The sequence below is a fragment of the Steroidobacter sp. genome (genome assembly GCF_016790065.1).
Lineage (GTDB): Bacteria > Pseudomonadota > Gammaproteobacteria > Steroidobacterales > Steroidobacteraceae > Steroidobacter.
In genome coordinates this window covers 1-3076 of sequence record NZ_JAEUPY010000547.1, presented here as the reverse complement: position 1 = coordinate 3076, position 3076 = coordinate 1, and the positions used below count along the sequence as shown (strand labels likewise).

The window sequence follows — 3076 nt, the reverse complement described above, 5'->3', positions numbered from 1 at the left end:
TCCCAACCGCTCGCTCGCACACCGCGCGTGGCCTGACAAAAGGCCGCTTCGGGCTGTGAGGTACACCATGGACTGGGCTGGTTGGCCGGCGCTGGCACTGCGTTCTGTGCCGAGGCGATGCTCATCGTACCCATCAACGCGAGTGCCAGGCCTAACGCCGGGCGTGCGGACGTTGTCATTGTCTCGATCTTGCTGGCAGCCATCGATTCTCCGCCCGGTGGTGAGTCGCGGGGTATCTTACTGGATGGCCGCCGGATTGACGCTAGTAAGGATGCGGCACTATCTTGAAAGCGCGGGATGGATTGCCGCGTTTCCTGAGTTCCACTATGCCTGTTCTGCCGCCGCTCAAGATGAGCGACTACTCGCACGACCGTCCTTCGCCATCTGGTATGGACGTTCTTTGTAAGCTTCAGCACTTTGCGATCATCACCTATGCCGTCGATCGGCGGCGTTTCGCTGGCTTGATGCCGGAGCGATTCGCACTCGATACGATTGAGATCGAGGGTTGCGAGAAAGCGCTGATTTCCGTCGTGCCATTTATCGACGTTGACTTCACTTCGGCGGTCTACCCATTCCCCAAGTTCACCATGGGGCAAACGAACTACCGCATCTATATCGTCGACCGGCAGACGGGAGAGCGGTGCGTCTGGTTTCTAGGAACCACTCTCGATTCCTGGACCCTGGCGGTACCTCGCCTTCTTTGGAACCTGCCGTGGTATTCCGGAAAGGTTTCTTTTGAATGCGACTTCGATTCCGCCCAGGGCATCTACAAGAAATACAAGATGAGTACTCAGGCCCGCTGGGCAGCCGCCGCAGTAGAGCTGAAGCAGGCTGCCGATGCGAAGCTTCGGTTTCCTGGGTTTCCGGACATCGAAACCGGTCTGGTCTTCTTGACACACCCCCTCGCTGGCTTCTATCACCGCCGCGATGGCAAGCTGGGGACTTACAGGGTCTGGCACAAGCAGTTGGCGGTGCGTCCGGCAGAGCTCGTGTCGGCACGCTTCGGTCTTCTCGATAGGATGGGCTTGGTCAACGAAGCCGAGCAGCAGGTTCCGCACAGCGTTCTTGTGGAGCCGATCAACGAGTTCACCATCTATCTTCCGCCGAAGGTCTTATCGTAGGAAATGTAGATTTAGCTACGGCATTAGCTCAATCAGGAGAGGTAGTTCTTTGCGCGGTTCGAGAAGGCTTCTAATATTGCTTAGTATCTTTATTGCTGGGGTCAGCGCCTCTGCCGATGCCCCTGGTCGCGAAGAGTGGGTGAATAAAGTTACAGAGGATTACGCCGGAGTGTCTGCCGGAGTCGAGATAAACAAGCGTTGTTCTATTTTGTCCCGCGCAGAAAGCGAAGTTCTTGAGCGAGACCTTGGTGCTTTCACGAAAGCACTCCGCGGCAAGATTAATCCCGAGTTCTTGTCAATGATCAGAGAGACCTCTGGGACTATGGTGGCAGAAGACCCGTATGACTCATGTGGCGGTGAGGCTCGACAAGCCGTCGCGGATGCTCGGGAGCTGGTTGATTGGTGGCTTGTCGAACTTAAGGCCACCGAGCAGTGAGTTGCTGCAGGCAGCGACTCGAAGAAACATCTTCTTCGCCGGCGCGGATCACCAATGGTTGGCGAGGTTTCGTTGACGGCGCGATTGAGTCCGGTGCAGCAGTCGCGCGACAGGTACGACGCACTTTGAAAAACTGAACGGGGCAGAACTCATGACGCAGCTTGAAGCCGATGCCGTCCGCGCGACGATTCAGCGATATCTGGACGGTACACGCACCGGCAATCTGGAGTTGGTGAAGCAGACCTTTCATCCCGAGGCGAAGATGTGCGGTTACCTGCAGGGGCGGTTGCTAGTCGGTGGCCCTGAGCCATTTTACGATGCGGTCAGCAATGCTCCGTCGCCGGTGAAATCTGGCGAGCCGTATGAAGCCAAGCTGAGCAAGCTCGAGATTGCCGGGCCGGCGGCGAGCGTGACCGTCGATGAAGGTCCGTACCTCGGCATGCACTTCACCAACTATTTCCATTTACTGAAAGTCGACGGCGACTGGAAAATCGTCAGCAAGACTTTCAGTCATCGTTGAGACGAGCGAGGCCAGTCACGCCGCGTTCGGCTGCATGATCCGAACGAAGCGAGGCGAGTCCAGGATCGCTGCTAGCCAGCGCGACGTGTTGGGCAGTGGCAGGCTCGCGAACCACGGCGGATCGACTTTGGAAAACTGGCGGACGAAGGGCGCGATCGCCATGTCCGCCAGGGCGACTCGATTCCCGAACAGATAGCTCGATGATTGCAGCCGCGACTCCAGCAACTGCAGGCTGATCACCGCTTCGCTGCGGCTGAGCTTCGCATCCGCGTCGACGAATCGATTCGGATACTTGTATCGATCGAGATGCCCTTTGAAGTGCTCGTCGAAATGGCGGATCAGCGAGCGCATGGTTGCCAAGTCGTCGAGCTCCGGTGCCAACCATTGCTCGGGGTCGCTACGGCGCAGGGCCCAGAGCATGATGTCGAGGCTCTCGTCGATCACCGTGCCATCGGTGTCGATCAGTACCGGCACCGTGCCCTTCGGTGATGCTCGCAACATCTCGGCTGGCTTGTCGCGTAACGCGACTTCTACTACGCGAAAACCTTGCGAACTTACGTCGAGTGCCAGCCGCGCCCGCATGGCGTAGGGGCAGCGCCGAAACGAGTATAGGGTGGGGAGCAATGCTCCGAATTCGCTCAGAGCAAGCTACCGCGCCACACGACTCTGCCGACGACTTTGATCTCGGCCTCGGGGCATTCGATGACGGGATACATTGGGTTGTCGCACAGCATGCGCAGCTTGCCGGAGAGTTGACGCTGCAGTCGTTTGATCAAGAAGCTGTTGTCGTCCTGGATCACGTATATCTCGCCGTCGATGATTTCTCGTTGTTCCAAGTCGACCAGAATGCTCTCGGCATTGCGGATGGTGGGTTCCATGCTATTGCCGCGTGCCTGCAAGCCCGCCAGATGTCTTGCTTCCAAACCTTGCTTGCCTAACCAGTTGCGACAGAACGCGAGGCCCGGCAGCGTGGTGCGGCCGTCATGGATGGCCATGAGG

At 58.0% G+C, this 3076-nt stretch carries 5 protein-coding genes; 3 read left to right on the top strand and 2 right to left on the bottom strand.

What is annotated here, in order from left to right; genetic code table 11:
- Positions 1 to 326: 326 nt before the first annotated feature.
- From JNL55_RS22650 to JNL55_RS22640, 3 genes are all read left to right on the top strand, one after another.
- Positions 327 to 1121 (top strand): DUF2071 domain-containing protein, encoded by a 795-nt coding sequence (locus JNL55_RS22650; protein ID WP_293859334.1) that lies wholly within the window; start codon positions 327 to 329, stop codon positions 1119 to 1121.
- A gap of 49 nt (positions 1122 to 1170) precedes the next feature.
- The gene (locus JNL55_RS22645) at positions 1171 to 1557 is read left to right on the top strand and encodes a hypothetical protein (RefSeq protein ID WP_293859331.1); all 387 of its coding nucleotides are present in this window, start codon (positions 1171 to 1173) and stop codon (positions 1555 to 1557) included.
- A gap of 151 nt (positions 1558 to 1708) precedes the next feature.
- Positions 1709 to 2077: a nuclear transport factor 2 family protein gene (locus tag JNL55_RS22640; protein WP_293859327.1), complete on the top strand. Its 369-nt coding sequence runs from the start codon at positions 1709 to 1711 to the stop codon at positions 2075 to 2077.
- Positions 2078 to 2092: 15 nt separating this feature from the next.
- Here JNL55_RS22640 and JNL55_RS22635 read toward each other — a convergent pair whose 3' ends face one another.
- Together JNL55_RS22635 and JNL55_RS22630 are read right to left on the bottom strand one after the other, a co-directional pair.
- Positions 2093 to 2701, bottom strand: coding sequence for a glutathione S-transferase (locus JNL55_RS22635; RefSeq protein WP_293859325.1), 609 nt, complete (start codon positions 2699 to 2701; stop codon positions 2093 to 2095).
- A gap of 14 nt (positions 2702 to 2715) precedes the next feature.
- A partial coding sequence (locus JNL55_RS22630) for a helix-turn-helix transcriptional regulator (RefSeq protein WP_293859322.1) occupies positions 2716 to 3076 on the bottom strand: 361 nt, incomplete at its 5' end.

Coding starts and splice junctions, on each gene's coding strand:
- JNL55_RS22650 (WP_293859334.1), top strand. CDS start 327: ATGCCTGTTCTGCCGCCGCTCAAGATGAGCGACTACTCGCACGACCGT.
- JNL55_RS22640 (WP_293859327.1), top strand. CDS start 1,709: ATGACGCAGCTTGAAGCCGATGCCGTCCGCGCGACGATTCAGCGATAT.